The sequence below is a fragment of the Pseudomonas sp. 14P_8.1_Bac3 genome, assembly GCF_025466085.1.
Classification (GTDB): Bacteria; Pseudomonadota; Gammaproteobacteria; order Pseudomonadales; family Pseudomonadaceae; genus Aquipseudomonas.
The window spans coordinates 160,932-177,836 of sequence record NZ_JANLOD010000006.1; the positions used below are offsets into that span (position 1 = coordinate 160,932).

At 60.0% G+C, this 16,905-nt stretch carries 15 protein-coding genes; 8 read left to right on the forward strand and 7 right to left on the reverse strand.

The window, feature by feature from the left end; genetic code table 11:
• Nucleotides 1–65: 65 nt before the first annotated feature.
• Together NTD84_RS01955 and NTD84_RS01960 are read left to right on the forward strand one after the other, a co-directional pair.
• The gene (locus tag NTD84_RS01955; protein ID WP_262163278.1) at nt 66–974 is read left to right on the forward strand and encodes a LysR family transcriptional regulator; all 909 of its coding nucleotides are present in this window, start codon (nt 66–68) and stop codon (nt 972–974) included.
• 99 nt (nt 975–1,073) lie between these two features.
• Nucleotides 1,074–1,547: a GNAT family N-acetyltransferase gene (locus NTD84_RS01960; RefSeq protein ID WP_262163127.1), complete on the forward strand. Its 474-nt coding sequence runs from the start codon at nt 1,074–1,076 to the stop codon at nt 1,545–1,547.
• A gap of 252 nt (nt 1,548–1,799) precedes the next feature.
• Here NTD84_RS01960 and NTD84_RS01965 read toward each other — a convergent pair whose 3' ends face one another.
• The 3 genes from NTD84_RS01965 to NTD84_RS01975 all read right to left on the reverse strand — a co-directional run bounded on the left by NTD84_RS01965 (nt 1,800) and on the right by NTD84_RS01975 (nt 5,435).
• Entirely contained in the window at nt 1,800–2,729 is a 930-nt protein-coding gene (locus NTD84_RS01965; protein ID WP_262163128.1) for a 2-hydroxyacid dehydrogenase, read from the reverse strand.
• The gene (locus NTD84_RS01970) at nt 2,710–4,053 is read right to left on the reverse strand and encodes an MFS transporter (protein ID WP_262163130.1); all 1,344 of its coding nucleotides are present in this window, start codon (nt 4,051–4,053) and stop codon (nt 2,710–2,712) included. Before NTD84_RS01970 ends, NTD84_RS01965 begins: the two co-directional genes overlap by 20 nt.
• A gap of 284 nt (nt 4,054–4,337) precedes the next feature.
• Nucleotides 4,338–5,435, reverse strand: coding sequence for an acyltransferase family protein (locus NTD84_RS01975; protein WP_262163131.1), 1,098 nt, complete (start codon nt 5,433–5,435; stop codon nt 4,338–4,340).
• 536 nt (nt 5,436–5,971) lie between these two features.
• Between NTD84_RS01975 and NTD84_RS01980 the strand changes: the two genes are divergently transcribed.
• From NTD84_RS01980 to NTD84_RS01990, 3 genes are all read left to right on the forward strand, one after another.
• Nucleotides 5,972–7,270, forward strand: a complete 1,299-nt coding sequence (locus tag NTD84_RS01980; RefSeq protein WP_262163132.1) for a hypothetical protein — start codon at nt 5,972–5,974, stop codon at nt 7,268–7,270.
• Nucleotides 7,271–7,341: 71 nt separating this feature from the next.
• Complete coding sequence (locus NTD84_RS01985) at nt 7,342–8,604, forward strand: hypothetical protein (RefSeq protein ID WP_262163133.1); 1,263 nt, start codon at nt 7,342–7,344, stop codon at nt 8,602–8,604.
• 553 nt (nt 8,605–9,157) lie between these two features.
• Nucleotides 9,158–10,471, forward strand: coding sequence for an NAD(P)/FAD-dependent oxidoreductase (locus NTD84_RS01990; RefSeq protein WP_410017322.1), 1,314 nt, complete (start codon nt 9,158–9,160; stop codon nt 10,469–10,471).
• A gap of 82 nt (nt 10,472–10,553) precedes the next feature.
• On the opposite strand, the gene NTD84_RS01995 is transcribed toward NTD84_RS01990, so the two are convergent.
• Nucleotides 10,554–11,405 (reverse strand): urea carboxylase-associated family protein, encoded by an 852-nt coding sequence (locus NTD84_RS01995; RefSeq protein ID WP_262163135.1) that lies wholly within the window; start codon nt 11,403–11,405, stop codon nt 10,554–10,556.
• A gap of 210 nt (nt 11,406–11,615) precedes the next feature.
• On the opposite strand from NTD84_RS01995, the gene msrA reads away from it, so the two are divergent.
• Nucleotides 11,616–12,122 carry a peptide-methionine (S)-S-oxide reductase MsrA gene (gene msrA / locus NTD84_RS02000; RefSeq protein ID WP_262163138.1) on the forward strand — a complete coding sequence of 169 codons (507 nt, stop codon included), beginning with the start codon at nt 11,616–11,618 and terminating at the stop codon, nt 12,120–12,122.
• Between the two features lie 63 nt (nt 12,123–12,185).
• On the opposite strand, the gene NTD84_RS02005 is transcribed toward msrA, so the two are convergent.
• Nucleotides 12,186–13,658: an MFS transporter gene (locus tag NTD84_RS02005; protein WP_262163140.1), complete on the reverse strand. Its 1,473-nt coding sequence runs from the start codon at nt 13,656–13,658 to the stop codon at nt 12,186–12,188.
• Nucleotides 13,624–13,869 carry a hypothetical protein gene (locus tag NTD84_RS02010; protein WP_262163142.1) on the reverse strand — a complete coding sequence of 82 codons (246 nt, stop codon included), beginning with the start codon at nt 13,867–13,869 and terminating at the stop codon, nt 13,624–13,626. The genes NTD84_RS02005 and NTD84_RS02010 overlap by 35 nt, the downstream gene beginning before the upstream one ends.
• 263 nt (nt 13,870–14,132) lie before the next feature.
• Here NTD84_RS02010 and NTD84_RS02015 point away from each other — a divergent pair, with 263 nt between their 5' ends.
• Entirely contained in the window at nt 14,133–14,552 is a 420-nt protein-coding gene (locus tag NTD84_RS02015; RefSeq protein WP_262163145.1) for a low affinity iron permease family protein, read from the forward strand.
• 111 nt (nt 14,553–14,663) lie between these two features.
• Here NTD84_RS02015 and NTD84_RS02020 read toward each other — a convergent pair whose 3' ends face one another.
• Nucleotides 14,664–15,488 carry an alpha/beta fold hydrolase gene (locus tag NTD84_RS02020; RefSeq protein WP_262163148.1) on the reverse strand — a complete coding sequence of 275 codons (825 nt, stop codon included), beginning with the start codon at nt 15,486–15,488 and terminating at the stop codon, nt 14,664–14,666.
• Between the two features lie 542 nt (nt 15,489–16,030).
• Between NTD84_RS02020 and yghU the strand changes: the two genes are divergently transcribed.
• Nucleotides 16,031–16,870, forward strand: a complete 840-nt coding sequence (gene yghU / locus NTD84_RS02025; RefSeq protein WP_262163150.1) for a glutathione-dependent disulfide-bond oxidoreductase — start codon at nt 16,031–16,033, stop codon at nt 16,868–16,870.
• Nucleotides 16,871–16,905: the final 35 nt, after the last annotated feature.

Consider the following 16,905-nt stretch of genomic DNA (forward strand, 5'->3'; position numbering starts at 1 on the left):
CACAGCGCAAAGGCAAAAATTCCAACATGACGTCTGAAACCGCACGTATCGATCACCTGGGGGTCATGAGAGCACTGGTCAAAGTGGTCGAATTGGGCACCTTTTCCGCCGCGGCCCGAGAGATGCATGTCTCCCCTTCCACCCTGACCCGCATGATCACGACGCTGGAAAAATCCCTTGGCACGCCGCTGCTGCATCGCACTACGCACATCGTCGCCCTGACCGAGGCCGGCCAGATCTATCACGCGCGGGCGTTGTCGATGATCGCGGATCTGGACGACACTCTGCGTGTCGTCAGCGATCTCAACCTGGCGCCGAGCGGCCCCTTGAAACTCGTTTCGCCGGTGGCCTTCGGCAGACGGTTCCTCGCACCGCTCATCGCGCCCTTCCTGCAGATGTATCCGGGTATCCAGATGGACCTGCGGCTGACCGACAACCACAACGACATGATCGTCGGTGGCTTTGATCTCGATATTCACGAAGGCGAAAATCATCTGGAGAACCTGGTCGCCTACCCGATCTGTCGCAACGATTCATTGCTGTGTGCCACGCCCGACTATCTGGAGCGCAACGGGTCTCCGGCGACCCCTGCCGAACTCAGCGCACACAACTGCCTGATCTACCTGCACCCCGACAGCGATCCCCATTGGTACTTCACCAAAGACGATGTTAAGCACTCGATTTTCCCCAAGGGCAACCTGCAATCGGACAACTCGGAGCTGCTGCTCGAAGCTGTTTGTGGCGGCCTGGGCATTGCAGAATTTGAGATCTGGCTGGTGCGTGACCTACTCTTGAGCGGTGAACTGCAAATTGTGTTGCCGGAATATCGATTCGTTAACTCACTGACCGGAAAGCAAATCTACATGGCGTACCTTCCCAATCGTCGTTACTCGACGAAAGTCAGGGTGCTGCGCGATTTTCTTGAAGACCGCCTGAAGGGCATCGGCGAACTGCCTCCTGAGCTTTTCAAGTGAGGCCTTCGCTACCTCATTCGACGAAGCAGGCGTGGGGGAGCCAATCCCGCTGACGGTGCCGGGCCGTTCGCGAACACTATTCAATGACAAGGAGTTTTGATGCAGCCATTCACCCTTCGTAGTGCGCAGCCAGGCGATGGTCAGGCGGTCTTCGATGTCACCCGGCAATCGATTGCCGGGTTGGCCAACGGACGGTATACCCCCGAACAACTCAGCGGCTGGATGGGCGACAGAACGCCGGCGTTCTACGAGCAATTGATCTTGCGCGGGCGAATGGTCGTCGCCGTGCACCAGGACAGGATCGTGGGTTTTGTCGATTCGGAACCGGGCGAAGTGACGCGGTTGTTTCTCTTGCGCGAGGCCTCCGGGACGGGACTTGGTGCGGAGCTACTCAAAATCGGCATCGCCAACGCCCATGCGCCGGGCTTGCGCGTCATCAAGGTGGAGTCAACCTTGAACGCTGAAGGCTTTTATAAAAGGCACGGTTTTGTGTCACGCACCCAGGGTGTTTTCAGCCATGGCGTGGGCGGACAACCTATCGGCATTGTTCATATGGAGCTTGAGGTGGAGTGAGCACAGTTACACCCGCCAACACAAAACCTGTGGGAGCCAGCCTGCTGGCGATGGACTCCAGCCCGCCGCGTTCATCCAGGCAGCACGCGTCATCGTTAACGACCATCGCTGGCAGGCCAGCTCCCACAGAGGCCGGTGTCGCACGGCAGAACCGGGATCACGCAAAAACCTGTAGGAGCCAGCCTGCTGGCGATGGACTCAAGTCCGCCGCGTTCATTCAGGCAGCACGCGTCATCCTTAACAAGCCAGCGCCTACAGAGGAACGGGCGAAGGCAACGCCATTCCGCTGTGCCATGCCTGCAGGTTGGCCATCACCAGATCCGACATCGCCTGCCGGGTGTCGAGGGTGGCGCTGGCCATGTGGGGGGTGAGTATTACATTGTCCAGTGCCAGCAAATCGGGGTCAGGCCGAGGCTCGTTCTCGTAGACATCCAGCGCCGCGCCCGCCAGCCGTCCTTGCGCCAGCGCCAGTGCAACGGCCGCCTCGTCAACAACGCTGCCACGGCCCACATTGATCAAGTATCCATCGGGCCCCAACGCCTCCAGCACCTGCGTATCCACCAAGTGATACGTACCGGCACCACCGCCCACGGCAACTACCAGAAAATCCACCGCCGCGGCCAACTCCACCGCCGTTGAGTAATAGGCATAATCCACGGCCTGGGGCCGGCGCCCGGTGTAGGCAATGTGCATGTCGAATCCTGCAGCCCGGCGGGCAATCGCCGCTCCAATTCGGCCCAGACCAATGATGCCCAGACGCGCACCGCTGACTTTACGACTGAACCGAAAAGGCCCATCTGACCAGGCGCCCGAGCGGGTGAACTGGTCGGCTACGCGCAGGTTGCGCGCAATGCCCAGCAGCAACGCCATGGCGAAGTCAGCCACGTCGTCCGTCAGGACATCGGGCGTATGCGTGACCTCGATACCACGCTCACGCGCCGCTTCGACGTCGACGCCGTCGTACCCCACCCCAAACACCACAATGATTTCCAGGGCCGGAAGCCGGGCCATCAATTGTCGGGTGACCGTGGATTCACCATTGGCCACCAGTGCGCGAATGTCTGCGGTCGCTTCGCCCGAACCGGTGCCCGCTTCGTCACCCTCCACCACCTCATAGGCAGCCTGCAACGCGTGGTCGAGCATGGCGGGTAGTCGGGCAATTTTAAGGAGCCTTGGCTTCATCGAGACCTCGTGAAATGTTGACCATTGCAGCCGGCACCGAACTCGGTTTGCGGGCCAGATACAGACCTAATACTCCGCCCGCCAGCAACGCGGCACTGACCAGGAGCAAGGCATAGTCGTAGCTTTGGGTGGAGTCTTTGATCCAGCCCATGATCGGCGGCAGCCCGAGGCCGGCAACGTTGGCAATGGAGTTGATCAATGCAATCGACGCGGCCGCGGCGGCGCCGGAAAGGTACTCGGTGGTAGTCGCCCAAAACACCGGCGTGGCCGCCCAGTTCAAGCCCACCGCTACCACCAGCAACGCGTAGGCCAGCCAAGGGTTACTCGTCGCCACGGCCAGCGCCAGCAATACGCCGGCGAGCATCAGTGGCAGGCCCAAGTGCCAGCTGCGCTCGCGCTGGCGATCCGAATGGGTACCGTTGAAATACATGAACACGCAGGCAAACAGGAACGGCAACGCCGAGAGAACGCTGACGGTAAACGATTCCTGCCCGGACACCGACTTGACGATTAACGGCAGAAACAGCGTGATGCCAATGGTGCCGAACGCTTGCAGCAGCCAGAACAGACTCAACAGCCAGACCTGGCGACTGCGAAACGCCATCTGCCAACCCGCATGATGAGAGATCGGCGACTTGGCCTGCTCGGCGGCAATCGTACGGCTCAGCCATTCTTTTTGCTCTGGCTTGAGCCAATGCGTGGTGTGCGGAGTGTCTGGCAGATAACGCAACACCACGATGCCCAGCACGACCGCAGGTATCCCTTCCAGCAGGAACAACCAACGCCAGCCGCTCACACCAAAGTAACCGTCGAGGTGCAGGAAGGCTCCGGAAAGCGGCAGGCCGATCACCGAGGCCAGCGCCGCACCAATGTAGAAAAACGACATGGCTTTGGCCCGATCACTGCTCGGGTACCACTGCGACAGGTAATAGATGATCCCGGGCGTAAATCCGGCCTCGGCAGCACCCAATAACAGGCGCATCCCGTAGAGCTGATTCGCGCTTTGCACCAGGCTCATGCCAGCCGCCACGATGCCCCAGGTGATCATGATCCGCGCGATCCAGCGCCGGGCGCCAACTCGCGTCAGGATCACGCTGCTCGGAACTTCGAGGAGGATGTAAGTGAGGAAGAATAAGCCGACGCCTATTCCGTACATTCGAGCGGTAAGGCCTAGCTCCGCATTCATCTGCAGTGCGGCGACGGAGATGTTCGACTTATCGATGTAAGCCACCATGTAGAGCAGCATCAGAAACGGTATCAACTTGAGGTTGAGACGCTTCATGGTGCTGGCGTGCAGGCCAGTATCCAGCGAAGGCTTGGGCATTTGACTTCTCTATTTGTTGTTATGAGGGGGGTCAATGTTTATGGATCCACCCTAAACGAGAAATGCGCCATACTCAACATGTGATTTATCAACCCATATATTGGGATTTGATCATTCTTGCTTGCACCCTCCTGTCAATCGCCTGGATGACCAGGTGTGGCAACAGCGCTGCGGGATGGGGGGGTAAGTGAAGGGCGCTGCTATGGCGGAGATTCGCTTCCGCCGCCGACCGGCATTGGGTCGATCGCAGGCTGGCAACAGTGGAGGATTTTAGCGGGTGTCCATCATTTCATGGGCCTGCTGCCCGTCGCCAGCGTCACCTCTGGGCTGGGTTCGCGACGGCCAGCGGCTGCAAAGCGCCGACTTAACTGACGCCCAAATCGGATACAGGGCTTTTCAATCAAGTACCAGGACATACTGGCCAACGCGAGTGAAATGGCAATCGTAACGGCCTGATTGGCGTGAACGCTGAAGTTCGGGAATTCGGTGGCTATGACCTGTTGTATTGGCCAGCCGAAGACATAAACGCCATACGAAAAGTCGCCGGGGAGCCGCAATGCCTTGATCGGTTCGGTGGTCATCAGCCAAAGCGCAGTCATCAAAAAGGCCGGATAAAACACAAACTGGAACGCCGACCCATGCCGGAAAATCCAGGCAAAGAGGATTAGACCGGAGACCACGCGGATATTGATACTTGCCTGGTCCTTGTAAAGCGCAAGCAGCGCGCCGAAGGCGAAAAAGGCCGGGAGGCGACCGCCAATGTCGACGTTCATCAGACCAATCAGCTGAACTTCTTCTGGAAAAAACAGTGAAGTGACCAGTATTGCGATGAGCACCACCGTGGCGAAGGGCTTATGCCGGAATAATCCGCAGAGCCCGGCTGCCAACAACATGGCATACATCATGAGTTCATAGCGGATCGTCCAGATGGATCCGTTGGTTAGCGTGTACTTGCTATGTTCAAACACACCGGGCAAAGAGTATTCGACATAGGGATGCCGAAAGATGGCTGCGAAAAGGGGAGTGTCCGCAAAGTAGCTATGCAGCGGGAGTGTGGTGAGCATCGGTCCAAGCAGCAAGATGCACGCGGCCGCGCTGACGAAAATGGCCGGGAACACCCGAAAAAACCGCGCCAGTATGAAATTGAGGGGCGAGCTGTTGTTTATCCAGCTGTTCGTGACAAGAATGCCGCTCAGGAAAAAGAAGAACTCAACGGCCAGCGATCCCGAGTAGTCAAATCCCAGCAGACCGCCGATGGGCTCCGTTGTCGAGGGGCCTGGGACCAGCGCGTAAGCATGTCCCCAGATGACCGCACAGGCAGCGACGAGGCGCAGCAAATCCGCGTTGTTATTGTCCCTGAGCAAAGCGTGATTCAGCTTCATTGAATGGCTCCCGAAATGTGTGCGCCATCGCAGGGACCCGATAACCATCGCGGCAATTTTTGCCAGTCGTGGTCGCTGTGTCCGATAAGGCCTGAGTGTAGACGCCGCATCGGCGCGACTGCTGAACATGAAAATAAAGACATGTTCGATCGCGTTTTCTGTCGCTGCCGACTTACCTGGCTCTCGGCCTGATCGTGATATCCCCTCGCGCGCGGTCCGGGCCTAAAGGTTTCGGTGGCTAGGCCGATTCAAATGGACTTGAAACCCGGATATCGACGAAGGACCGTCCATGCACTCCCCTTTTGCCCCCGGAAACACAATTTCCTCGACCTGTCCCAGTCTCCGGATACAACGGAGCACCGTCTCGGTCACGCCGCAATAACGAAAAACGTCGACAACCCAAACGAACATACGCGTCCGCTTTCACGATGAATGGCGGGTGCGGCAAGGAGCTGTTTGCTGTGAACTCACTATTTCGCCTGGCGGCTGTCGCCGTCGCTGTGACCCTGTCCGGTTGTGCCCTTCAGGGCAACGGAATGGCCGATTACTACAAGCGCGTCGCCGCCGAGCGCCAGGCACAAAACCAGGCGATGACGACCCGTATCCAGGCCCGGCCATTGCCATTGGATAGCACGATCAAACTCGGCCAATCGGCCGTATTGACGGTGGATGTACCGGCAGACGGCACCGAGCCGGCCACCCAGGCTCGTCTTTTCGCTGGCTGCGATTCGGCGAAATTGGCCATGGAGTATCGACACGCCAAGGACTGGACCAACGCTTATACCTTGCCAGCCGACCCCGCGCGGAACACCGCCCAGCAGCTGTGTCAGGCAGTTCGGGACAGCAGCTGGAAACAGCTTCCCGGTGACGGCGAAGACGTCTTGCTACTGGATCCGGGCACCCTGGGCACAGCGAATGCTCGACGCTCGATATGGACGGGCATCGACTACGGTCGCATCCGCCTGGATGAAAACGAAGCGAAGCCCTACGACAAACAGCTGGAGCGTGTCGACGTCGACTGCGCGACCCGCCAGGTCAGCACTCGCCTGGTTTACCGTTTAAACGGCCAGACGCTGCTGCCACCTCCGCTTCAGCCGCTTGACACTGCCTTGGCCAAAGAACAAACGGCCCGGTTGCTGGGTGCGGTGTGCGCCGAACCCGCCAACCTGGCACAACTTGCCGCGCCCGCCGTCCGCAAAAAACTGCCGCCGAACATGCAGACACCCGAGGTGGCGGCACCGCTGCTGACAGCGATAAGCGCCCTGCCTCAGGGGCAACCGGCCCACACGCTCAGCCATTTGCAGTTCACGTACACCGCCTCCTCCCCCATCGTGCCAGGCGCGGTGATCAAAGACGGCCCGATGGACCTGTATCTGCAAACGGGCCCGGCCCGCGGTCTATGGCGCCAGCAGGCGACGGGCGCTTTGGGCAGTGAGCGCGTCACCATTCGTTGGCGCGGATTGATCGAGCTCGCCGCGACGAGCAGCACTCAACTCGCCAGCTCCAACAAGCAAAGCACGCTCACCGGCATCGATCTGGATGGCGACTGGCAAACGCTCAAACCCGGCAGCGAGATCGCCTACAGCAAACGTTTTACCGACAGCACCGGTAAACCGTTCGTGCAAGATTTTGAATGTTCCGTGGGTGAATCCTTCCCTGCCACACAGAAAGTCGCCTCGCTGCAAGGGATGGCACGCAGTGTCACTTGCGCCATAGACAACGCGCTGAAGACAAAAAATGTGTACCTGTACCTGGAGGCCTATGACCTGTTCGTGGAGACCTCGGAGACCTCCATACTCATGGTTCAGGCCAATACGCTGAAGGCCGCGGAATAGCGCGGTCTTCAACAGGACAACAGCCATATGCCTCTATCCCGCTCACCCCATTGATAAGGACATCCCGCTCGATGAAATTGCCGTCCCCTGCTCTGCTGCTCGTGTCCACCCTGCTCCTGCCCACTACCGCGCAAGCCAGCGATGCCGCGCTGACCGAAACACTCAAGGCCTTCACCCGCTGCGACGCCGGTTTCTTCGCCAGTTTGAACGGTCACCGCGATGCCTGGAGCGCCGTGGCGCCGCTCAAGCAGGAAAAGGATGCGGCGTGGATCACCGTCAAAAACCGCGGCAGCAGCCCGGAAAACTCAGTGCCTCTGCGCGGCGCACCGGTCGTTGCCGGCCTGAAGCTGTTGTCCTACGTCGACGAGAGCAGCGACCTCGGCCAGATGGGTCATTACTATTACTGGGGCTTCATTGTTGAAGGCGGCATCGACGAAGTGGCCAAGCGTCTCGCACCGCTGATGGAGCAACCCGGGCAACTGCAAAATCTGGGCTCGTCCTATGTACGCAGCGAGCTCAAGGTCCGTGACCAATGGCGAGTCATCCCGCCACAACCAGGCTCGCCGCCGGGTAACAAACGTGTAGAGCGCGTCTTGATCGTCGAGGCGGAAGGCAAACAGGGCACGCAGTCGCGGGTCAATTGTTCCCTGCAGGGTGCCGTTGACGGTGCGATGCTTGGCCAACTGCGCCCGGACATCGCGCCGACCGATTATCCTCAACCACCACCGGATACGAGCATCGCCGGTGTCGCCGTCCCGGACGACGTGCTCAAGCGCCTCGACTCACCGTTGCTCACGCCGAAATTCAAAACGTTGACCTACACCTACGCCACCCGGACCGGCAATGCGATCAAGGATCGCCCCGTGACGGTTGAGTACACCGCAGACGGCGGTTTGCTGAAGAAGAATGAGATCTACAGCGAAGCCTTTCACGTCGAGCGCCTCACCCAGGCAGGCCTTATTCAGTTGAAATCGAAAATGAACGGCGTGGGTGATGGACGCGTGTTGCTCACCCGCGAACTGGAGGTCAAGGCCCCGACGAGCTGGAGCCCCGGCCAGACGTTGAGCGCACGCCTGGTCATGGAAGAAGTGCCTGCCCGGCCAACCGACAAACCGATGAAGCTGTCGACAACCTGCACCGTGGGTCAACGCTTCCCGGCCCGGCAAATATTCGCCTCGCTGACCGGCGATGCCATCGCACTCGAGTGCGATCAGGGCACCAGCAAAAATTCCAGTGCCTTTATCGAGGATCTGGGGGTGGCCCTGACACTCGAGTCGACCTCGGAGAAATCCAAGAGCGTGTACACGTTCACCGCTGTGAATGTTGTGCGTTAAGGCCTGCGCACAACCAAAGCCGGCCAGGAAGCGACACTGGCCGGCATTGGAACTGCCGGGAACCCGCACGCTCACCCGTGCAATACAACTTACCGCTATCGCCAGCAAGCTGGCTCCTACAGGGTTCGGCGTGATCCCGGTGCTGTTGTCGCACCACTGCAGTTGTTTAACCAGGCAATAACTAAAGGTTCGCAAATACGGATTTAACCAACCTTCAAACGATAGGAGCATCCGGGGCCATGACCTCGCTCCTGCGCTTGATCCTTCGCCAGCTGCACCCTTCCTGCTCGAAGGTGCGAGCCTGTCCGCGTCAAAGTCCCCTGCTCCCCGTCATCCTGGCCTTTTGGGCGCTGTGGCATTGCCGGCATGCGCGCCCGCCCGATGGCGCCCTCCCGTTGATTTGAATTCGCTGGTCGAACGCGGCCAGCCTCAAGCGGTTCATCCTCGATGCCAACGACGTGTCTCGTCGCGATCCGGGTTTGAACTGCACCGACTGTCCACACAGATCAAGCGCCGCCGCGCGAGCCGCGGCGCCGCACACAGGAGCGAATCCATGACCGCCTTGAATAAAGCCGTCATCCCCGCCGCCGAGCGAACGCCGTCCTACTACAGCGCAACGCTCAAGCATGAGACCGACTACCCGACCTTGCAGGGTGAAATGAGCGTTGACGTCGTCATCATCGGTGGCGGTTTCACCGGCGTTGCCAGTGCGGTTGAACTGGCCGAGCGCGGCCTCAAGGTTGCCCTGATCGAAACTCACAAAATCGGCTGGGGAGCCAGTGGCCGTAATGGCGGCCAGGTCACCAGCAGCCTGTCCGGCGACGAGGCAATGCGCAAGCAGATGCACACATCGCTGGGCACGGAAGTGGACAACTTCATATGGCGCCTGCGCTGGCGCGGCCAGGAGATTATCGAAACCAGGGTCGCCCGGTACGGCATCGACTGCGATCTCAAGCACGGCCATCTGCACGCCGCCATGAAACCCGCCCACATGGACGAACTGCGCCGCTTCCATGATGAGGCCCAGCGCCGCGGACTGGGCGACGCCGTCACCTTGCTCGACCGCGCCGAAGTACGCACCCACCTGGCCAGCGACCAGTACCTGGGCGCGCTGAAGAACACCCGCAACCTGCACCTGCACCCGCTCAACCTGTGCATCGGCGAGGCCCGCGCGGCAGAAAGCCTGGGCGTGTTGATCTTCGAGCACTCCGAAGTGCTGGAGATCGTCCATGGGGAACGCCCGGCGGTCGTGACAGCACAGGGTCGAATCAATGCCAGGCAGGTGATGCTGGCCGGTGACGTCTACCACCGGCTGGAACCCAAACAGCTCAAAGGCAAGATTTTCCCGGCCATGGGCGGCATCGTGACCACCGCGCCGCTGGGAGACCTGGCCCGACAACTCAACCCGCAGGATCTGGCCGTGTATGACTGCCGGTTTGTCCTCGATTACTACCGCATGACCGCCGACGGCCGCTTGCTGTTCGGTGGCGGCGCCAACTATTCCGGACGTGACTCACGCGACATTGCCGGCGAACTTCGCCCCTGTATCGAACGCACCTTTCCACAGCTCAAGGGCGTGGACATCGACTACCAGTGGAGCTGCGCCATGGGCATCGTGGTCAACCGCATCCCCCAGCTCGGCAAGCTGTCGGACAACGTCTGGTACTGCCAGGGTTATTCGGGGCACGGCATTGCCACCAGTCATATCATGGGCGAGATCATGGCCGAAGCGATCACCGGCAGCCTTGGCCGCTTCGACACCTTCGCCAGCTGCAAGCACATCAAGGTGCCGCTGGGCGACATCTTCGGCAACCCGATGCTGGCGGCCGGCATGTGGTACTACCAGATGCTGGAGAAACTGCGCTGAGGCCCTGCGCGATCCCGCTTCGCGGTGCAACGTGTGAAACACCCGGGCACACAAGCCTCCCGGGTGCCCACCTCCCGAGGCGTCACTTTTCCCACGCGGCCTTGGGAATCAGCAAGCCGTGGTTACCGTTGTAGGCGGCGCGCTCGGGTTGTTTCCATCCTTGTAGCAGTGATTCGTCGAGCCGGTAGATTTCCACACCCAGCGGGCGGCAGACCTTCAGTGGATCCTCCGCGTCAGGCCCCCACATCGGCAGTGACAGGTCGCCACCCGGGCAAGTGGACAGTGCGCAGAGCAAATCGATTTCCGCGAAGAACTCCAGGTAGTCGCCCTGTTTCGCCGGGCAGGCCTTCATGAAGTACATGTCGTCGTGATTGAGGCCGGTGCACTGGAAGATGTTCAGCACATCGTGCACATCGAATTCGGTCAGGCCATGGGGTAAAACGGCGCGGGTGAGGTTCGAGTGGCAATGGTGGTGAAAATCCTCGCCGGTGAGCATCTTGTTCACGTAAGGATCGCAACGGGTGCCCAGCAGATCGTGCAACCGGCCGCCGTTTTCGTCGATCCCGTAGTCGGCCAGGCTGTCGTCGGTGATGGTGACCATCGGCCGCAGGAACGGCAGGTTCGACCACAATCGGTCATACGTGGTGACGTGCGCGCCCTGCAATTGGCGGGTACGGGACGCCCACATGCGTTCGCGCGGATCATTGGCGTTCCAGACGTTGAAGTCGCCGACCTGCGGGCCAATGGGCGTGGTCACACGAAACACCTGACCGGCCGACACCTTCCAGGCGCGACCGGTGCGAATCGGCACTTCGAATTGCTCGATCAGCGTGCGCCCTTCCCGGCTTTCGCGCACCCGGTCATAGAACGCTTTGTCGACCTGTAAGGCGGCACCTTTGCTGACCTGATAAGCCGCTGGATAATCCTTGTACATGATGAATCCCTCTTTTTAGTGTTTGGGGAGACTGCGCAAAACCAACGGTGTGCCTGGCAACAGGCCTCCGCCGATCATATCGCCATACCGTTCGAGGAATGAAGCGGCTGGGCGGCCACTCAGGTTGCGTTTGCGCCGCCCCACTTGGAATTGCGCAACACGCCCTCATTACATGGCTATACCCAACGTCCCCGCGGGGAAGGACACACCATGACCAGTCAAACCGAAACTGCCCTGCTCGCTGGCGGCTGCTTCTGGGGCATGCAGGATCTGCTGCGGCGCTATCCCGGCGTGCTGCATACGCGAGTCGGCTACACCGGCGGCGATGTGCCGAACGCCACTTACCGCAATCATGGCAACCATGCCGAAGCGATCGAGATTGTCTTCGACCCTGCCGTGATCAGCTATCGGCAGATTCTTGAGTTCTTCTTCCAGATTCACGACCCCAGCACACCCAATCGCCAGGGCAACGACCTGGGCCCCAGCTATCGTTCGGCGATCTATTACCTCAGCGAACAGCAACGCGACATCGCCGAGGACACCGCGGCCGACGTCGACGCGTCACGCCTGTGGCCAGGTCGAGTGGTCACTGAAATCGAACCGGCGGGACCGTTCTGGGAAGCAGAACCGGAGCACCAGGATTACCTGGAACGGATACCGAACGGCTACACCTGCCACTTCATACGCCCGAACTGGAAGCTGCCGAAACGCGCCTGAGTGCCGGACGGGTGGCATCCGGCCGCGCCGCTCTGTATTGCACCGGCCATGGGCCGGTGTCGCTCAGTCCTCAACCTGCGACAGCGGCCTGGCCACCTGCTCCAACGCTCGGCGCTCCGCCGCCACGCCCCACACCGCTTGTACCACCGCCGCCACACCCATCAGCGCAGCACCGATCAGGTAACCGATCAACAGACTGCTGCGCTGCTGGGTCTGGATGAGCTCGCCAAACAGCATCGGCCCGATAATGCCGCCCAGCCCGGTGCCGAAGGCGTAAAACACCGCGATGGCCAAGGCGCGGATTTCCAGCGGGAAGGTTTCCGACACGGTCAGGTAGGCCGAACTGGCGGCTGCCGAAGCGAAAAAGAAGATCACCATCCACGCCGCGGCTTGCTGGGTGACATCCAGCCAATCCTGCTCGAAGGCATAGCCACTGAGCGCCAGCAATATTCCGGACATCGCGTAGGTGAAACTGATCATCACGCGGCGGCCGATCACGTCAAACAGGCGCCCCAGCAGCAGCGGTCCGCAAAAATTGCCCAGCGCCAACGGCAAGACATACCAACCGACATGCTCCGCAGGCACCTGGTAAAAATCGGTGAGCACCAGCGCATAAGTGAAGAAGATCGCGTTGTAGAAGAAGGCCTGCGCGGTCAGCAGGGTCATCCCCACCAGCGCCCTGCGTCTGAAGCGGACGAACAGGGTATGGAAGATCTCTGCCAGCGGCGTATGGTCCCGGGCGTGCAGGCGCAGGGGTTTGCTGGTCACCACCGGCAGCTCATGGCCCTGCTCGCGCAGGCGCGCTTCGATGCCTTCGACGATGCGGCGCGCCTCCTCCTGGCGACCATGGATCAGCAGCCAGCGCGGACTCTCCGGCAGCCACAGGCGCATCACCAGGATCAACAGGCCCAGCGCCGCTCCGATGCCGAAGCACAGGCGCCAGCCGAGGTCACCGCCGACGACGTGCGGATCCAACAGGACAATCGCCCCGCCGGCGCCAAGCGCTGCGCCCAGCCAGAATGTGCCGTTGATGGTCAGGTCGACCCAGCCGCGAAAGCGCGCCGGGGTGAATTCCTGGATGGTCGAATTGATCGCCGTGTATTCGCCGCCGATGCCCATGCCCGTGAGGAAACGGAACAGCAGGAAGCTTTCCAGGTTGAACGAGAACGCCGTGGCCGCGGTGGCGCCGACGTACAGCCATAACGTGATGAAGAATAGCCTGCGCCGCCCCAGGCGATCGGTCAGCCAGCCGAACACCAGGGCACCGAGCACGGCACCGGCGATGTAGAGGCCGCCGGCCAAACCAATATCGAAGTTGCTCATGCGCAGGTCGGGACTGACCTTCAGCGCACCGGACACCGAGCCGGCCAGGGTCACTTCCAGGCCGTCGAGCAACCAGGTGATGCCCAGCGCAAACACGAGCAAGGTGTGGAAGCGGCTCCACGGCAAGCGGTCCAGGCGTGCTGGAAGATCGGTTTCGAACACCGCGCCCGGCCCTGGGCTAATCACCGGATGAACGCACCAGCAGCGCTTCATGCGCCTCAATGGACGGAATGGCTTCTTCCATGCGGCGGCTGTCCAGCCAGCCTCTGGTCCGGCTGACATCGAAAATCTGGCCCTGGTCCATCAACGCCAGGATGAGCTGGTCTGAAACGCGGTAGCGTCCACAGTCCGGACAATCTCTTTCTTCCCACGGACCCTGGCACTGAATCCGCTCCGCGGTACCGACGCAAATCAGACAATTCATTGCGCTCACCCTTTTTATTGTTATCGACGATCCGTCGTGCGTGGCGTGGGACAACTGACGCATAACGCGCAGTCGTATGGCGAGTCCACTTGAGACACCTAGCCAGTCGACCCGGCAGACGCGACAAAAGTTCGGTATGCAGAGGATGCCTTGGCCGCCGGAAAACGATTTATGTGCTTTCTTCAGCCAATTTGTAAAAAAGAATTTCAAAGAATCGCTGTGGTCCAACGGCTCTGTCAGTCACCACACAAGAGCTTGCCATCATGACATTCGCAACATTCTGCCAATCCCTTTCCAATCGGGCGGGTAGTCCAAAGACCTTTCTGACGGCTGTCGTTCTGATCATTGTATGGGCCTGCACCGGGCCACTGTTTCACTACAACGACACTTGGCAGCTGATCATCAACACGTCGACGACCATCATTACCTTCCTGATGGTTTTCCTGATTCAGAACACTCAGAACCGCGACAACGACATCTTGCATCTGAAGATCGACGAACTGATTCGAGCGACCCAGGAAGCGCAAAACGCCACGTTGTGCCTGGATAAAATGGGCACGCGAGAATTGAGAAAACTGCGTGAGCAATACAGCTCGTTAGGCGGTGAGGCCGGCCAGATCAATTTCGATGACATTAAACAGAACGATTCATCTTCAACCGCTGCGGCCGCTCCAGCTGAATGAACGTTTCTTGTGCAGAAGCGAGCTTGCTTGCGACAGTCTGAAGAATAACCCGCGTTTTCCGGCTTGACGCGGCGCTCTTGAAACCATCGCGAGCAAGCTCGCGCCTACCGATCAGCCTTTGATGAACGCCAGCAGGTCTTCGTTGATGACCTCAGGGTGCGTGGTGCACATGCCGTGCGGATAGCCTTTGTAGACTTTCAGCGTGCCGTTCTTGACCAACTTGATGGACAACTCGGCAGAGTCGGCAATCGGCACAATCTGGTCGTCGTCGCCGTGCAGGATCAGCACCGGCACATCGATCTTTTTCAAGTCTTCGGTGAAGTCGGTTTCCGAGAACGCCTTGATGCAGTCGTAGTGAGCTTTTGCGCCGCCCATCATGCCCTGGCGCCACCAGTTGTCCTTCACGCCTTCAGAGACTTTGGCGCCTTCACGGTTGTAGCCGTAGAACGGGATAGGCACTTCTTTGTAGAACTGCGCGCGATTGGCGGCGAGCGCTGAGCGGAAGCCATCGAATACGTCCAGCGGCAAACCGCCAGGGTTGCTGGCGGACTTGACCATGATCGGTGGCACCGCGCCGATCAACACCGCTTTCGCGACATTGCCAGCGCCGTGCCGAGCGACGTAGCGAGCCACTTCACCACCGCCGGTGGAATGGCCGATGTGCACCGCCCCCTTCAGCTTCAGGTGAGCGACCAAGGCTGCAACGTCCGCAGCGTAGGTGTCCATCTCGTTCCCGGTGGCCGTCTGCGTCGAGCGTCCATGACCACGACGATCATGGGCAATCACTCGATAACCCTTGGAAACGAAAAACAGCATTTGCGCGTCCCAGTCATCAGAACTGAGCGGCCAGCCGTGGTGGAAAACGATGGGCTGACCGGAGCCCCAGTCCTTGTAGAAGATTTCGGTGCCGTCGCTGGTGGTGAAGAAACTGGTCATCTTATTCTGTCCCTCTTTAGCCGTAGTAGAAGTGGCTGCCTGAGCAACATTGCTGCCCATGACTATCCCCGAAATCGAACCGGCAGCCAGCGCCGTGGCGCCGACCTTGAGTACCTGCCTGCGTGAACTCGATGGAGCGTTGTACTGATCGGACACAGAACCTCCTTCTCTCGTCATTGCACGAGAGTCAGACTCAGGACGATGGCTCAACAAGTGAGCGTGGATTAATGCTTACAGCGGTGGTGAAAATCGTAGAGCAGCCCCGGTATTCCGCCAAACGCCTGTAAAACTGGAGCGCTGGAGACACTAAGCCAGCCATAAATTCCAGCTTAGCGCGCGTTGCGTGACGCAAATTGTATGTACGTGCGGTCAGGTTCGCCCTCCGCATCGACCCCAAACGCCAACGCCGCCTGCATCGCATGTTGTTCATGCCTTACACGAGCGCCATTAACAATCTACTGTGAAGGCCTGTGTCATGATTAATCCAGAATTGTCCATTGCGCTCCACGTGACCGCAGCCAGCAAACGACGAGGTTTGTTCCATGAGCAAAGCACCCTACGTTCCGCCACAGGTCTGGAAAAATGACGCCCCTTCTGGCGGCCAGTTCGCCAGCATCAACCGCCCAACAGCCGGGCCGACGCATGACAAGGTGCTGCCAGTCGGCGAGCACCCGCTGCAGCTTTACTCGCTGGCCACGCCCAATGGGGTGAAAGTGACGATCCTGCTGGAGGAGCTTTTGGCGCTCGGGCACAGCGGTGCCGAGTACGACGCCTGGCTGATCCGCATCGGTGAGGGCGACCAGTTCTCCAGCGGTTTTGTCGAAATCAACCCGAACTCGAAGATCCCGGCGCTGCTGGACCGCAGCGTGGAGCCGGCAATCCGTGTGTTCGAGTCCGGCTCGATCATGCTTTACCTGGCGGAAAAATTCGGCGCCTTCTTGCCGACCGATCCGGCAGGCCGCACCGAAACCCTGAACTGGCTGTTCTGGCAGATGGGAGCGGCGCCTTACCTGGGTGGCGGGTTCGGGCATTTTTATGCTTATGCGCCGGAGAAGTTCGAGTACCCGATCAACCGCTTCACCATGGAAGCCAAACGGCAACTGGACGTCCTCGATCGCCGACTCGGCAAAAGCCCGTACCTGGCCGGCGACAGCTATACCATCGCCGACATCGCGGTCTGGTCCTGGTACGGCCAACTGGTCAGGAACGACGTGTACTCGGCCGCCGAGTTTCTGTCTGCGCACGAATACACTCACGTGCAGCGCTGGGCGGAGGAAATTGCCAATCGGCCAGCGGTCATCCGTGGCAAGCGGGTCAATCGCACGTGGGGCGATGAGGCGAGTCAGGTGCCGGAAAGGCATTCGGCCGACGACTTGAACTGACGCGCCGTTTGCCGGCCAGACGGGGTGCGCACGTG

Bases quoted from the DNA above. Each gene is read 5' to 3' on its own strand.
- NTD84_RS01955 (WP_262163278.1), top strand. From the start codon at position 66: ATGAGAGCACTGGTCAAAGTGGTCGAATTGGGCACCTTTTCCGCCGCG.
- NTD84_RS01960 (WP_262163127.1), top strand. From the start codon at position 1,074: ATGCAGCCATTCACCCTTCGTAGTGCGCAGCCAGGCGATGGTCAGGCG.
- NTD84_RS01965 (WP_262163128.1), bottom strand. From the start codon at position 2,729: ATGAAGCCAAGGCTCCTTAAAATTGCCCGACTACCCGCCATGCTCGAC.
- NTD84_RS01970 (WP_262163130.1), bottom strand. From the start codon at position 4,053: ATGCCCAAGCCTTCGCTGGATACTGGCCTGCACGCCAGCACCATGAAG.
- NTD84_RS01975 (WP_262163131.1), bottom strand. From the start codon at position 5,435: ATGAAGCTGAATCACGCTTTGCTCAGGGACAATAACAACGCGGATTTG.
- NTD84_RS01980 (WP_262163132.1), top strand. From the start codon at position 5,972: ATGGCCGATTACTACAAGCGCGTCGCCGCCGAGCGCCAGGCACAAAAC.
- NTD84_RS01985 (WP_262163133.1), top strand. From the start codon at position 7,342: ATGAAATTGCCGTCCCCTGCTCTGCTGCTCGTGTCCACCCTGCTCCTG.
- NTD84_RS01990 (WP_410017322.1), top strand. From the start codon at position 9,158: ATGACCGCCTTGAATAAAGCCGTCATCCCCGCCGCCGAGCGAACGCCG.
- NTD84_RS01995 (WP_262163135.1), bottom strand. From the start codon at position 11,405: ATGTACAAGGATTATCCAGCGGCTTATCAGGTCAGCAAAGGTGCCGCC.
- msrA (WP_262163138.1), top strand. From the start codon at position 11,616: ATGACCAGTCAAACCGAAACTGCCCTGCTCGCTGGCGGCTGCTTCTGG.
- NTD84_RS02005 (WP_262163140.1), bottom strand. From the start codon at position 13,658: ATGAAGCGCTGCTGGTGCGTTCATCCGGTGATTAGCCCAGGGCCGGGC.
- NTD84_RS02010 (WP_262163142.1), bottom strand. From the start codon at position 13,869: ATGAATTGTCTGATTTGCGTCGGTACCGCGGAGCGGATTCAGTGCCAG.
- NTD84_RS02015 (WP_262163145.1), top strand. From the start codon at position 14,133: ATGACATTCGCAACATTCTGCCAATCCCTTTCCAATCGGGCGGGTAGT.
- NTD84_RS02020 (WP_262163148.1), bottom strand. From the start codon at position 15,488: ATGACCAGTTTCTTCACCACCAGCGACGGCACCGAAATCTTCTACAAG.
- yghU (WP_262163150.1), top strand. From the start codon at position 16,031: ATGAGCAAAGCACCCTACGTTCCGCCACAGGTCTGGAAAAATGACGCC.